The 1,389-nt window shown below is 46.9% G+C and carries 1 pseudogene; it reads right to left on the bottom strand.

What is annotated here, in order from left to right:
- Window positions 1-47: 47 nt before the first annotated feature.
- Window positions 48-1,290: pseudogene (locus IPZ49_RS22635) on the bottom strand (tyrosine-type recombinase/integrase).
- Between the last annotated feature and the right edge of the window lie 99 nt (window positions 1,291-1,389).

Here is a 1,389-nt window from a genome sequence, read left to right on the forward strand (position 1 = left end):
GGTGAATAGCAGCGCATCAAAAAAATAATTTGACATTAGTTATAAATTTATGCGTGGGGAGCTTGCTCCTCTTTGTTTAATTCTGGGAAAGTGATCTCTGGATAGGCCACCATTTCCACATAGTCGGATAGCTCTTTCATGGAACACCCCGCGCTGTAGGTTTTGAATGCTTCTGTGGCAGCGGCTTGGGAAGAGTGTCCCGTGATGTAGCCGATCCGTTGTTCGGGTACTCCGGCACGGTCGAGACACGTGATAAAATGCCCCCTCAAACTGTGAAAGCATTGACGGTCTGTAGCCATAGGCACTACGCGACGCCGTAAGCGGGTGAATGCTTGGGAATAGAATGGTCCTTTCTTACCGTCTTTGCGTTCAATCTTGTTAGCCTGTGGTAACAGGTAATCTCCAGTGTTCAAACTCAGATAATAATCCACCATGCCGATCAGAAAAGCATGGATAGGAATGTGTCTAATCCCTGCCTTCGTCTTGGATTTGCTAATGTAGAATGTCCGTATCCCTTCCACCATAACGATCTCTTCTTTCTTCAAGCTGGCTATTTCGTCCAGCCTTGCACCAGAGAACAAACCGATCAGAATAACTGCTCGTAGCTCTTCGTCTGCTTCGTTGAGTAGTGTAGATAGCTGATGCCATTCAAACGGCTGATAGCTTTCAATTGTGCGCCGCGCTTCAAGGTTGTGACCATGAAACGGATTTAGGGGGGCTATAGCGGCGTTTGGCGAACTCGTAGAGGCTACCTAACGATGTAAGCCAGTTTTGCACGGTCTGGGGCGCTACATCGCGTTTCTGCTGCTCTTCTATGAAGTCTGTAACTAATCGGCGTCCAATCTGATCCAGGCTGATATCAACTTTCCCAATACTCTGGAGAAACACCTCAACGGCTCGCGCCGATTTGCTCAGTGTGGAGAATGATCTCCGATCCTGGTAGGCAGTAGCGTATTCATCTCGTAAGAAGCACAGGTGAGGAATCGAACTGGCTCGCTCTTCAATCAATGGTTTATTCTTGTTCTTCCTGATTTGAGAGTGCAGGGAAGTGATCGCAAGCTGAATACGCTTATCCTCAGTATCAGGCTTGAACTGTTCTTTAAGGTTGTTCCACTCTACCAGCATGTGGTTACGGAAGTGACGCGCCTTGTAGATATCTCTTGTCCCTGTACTTTTCCGATACAGGCGCTTCCCGCCGAACATGTGACGCATATAAGACGGGATGTAGATTTGAAACTGCCATACACCGTCCGGTGAAAGATAAAGATACTCCTGGCCCTTGATTGTCATGAGACTGATCCTCTAAAATCTCGCAATCAAGTATCAATAATAGTTACTATGTTGATTCGATGATCGTCGCGTTGCGGAAATTATGAAACAGAGTTTCGA

Origin of the sequence: Enterobacter cloacae complex sp. S2, assembly GCF_015159675.1 — a bacterium.
GTDB classification, from domain to species: domain Bacteria; phylum Pseudomonadota; class Gammaproteobacteria; order Enterobacterales; family Enterobacteriaceae; genus Enterobacter; species Enterobacter intestinihominis.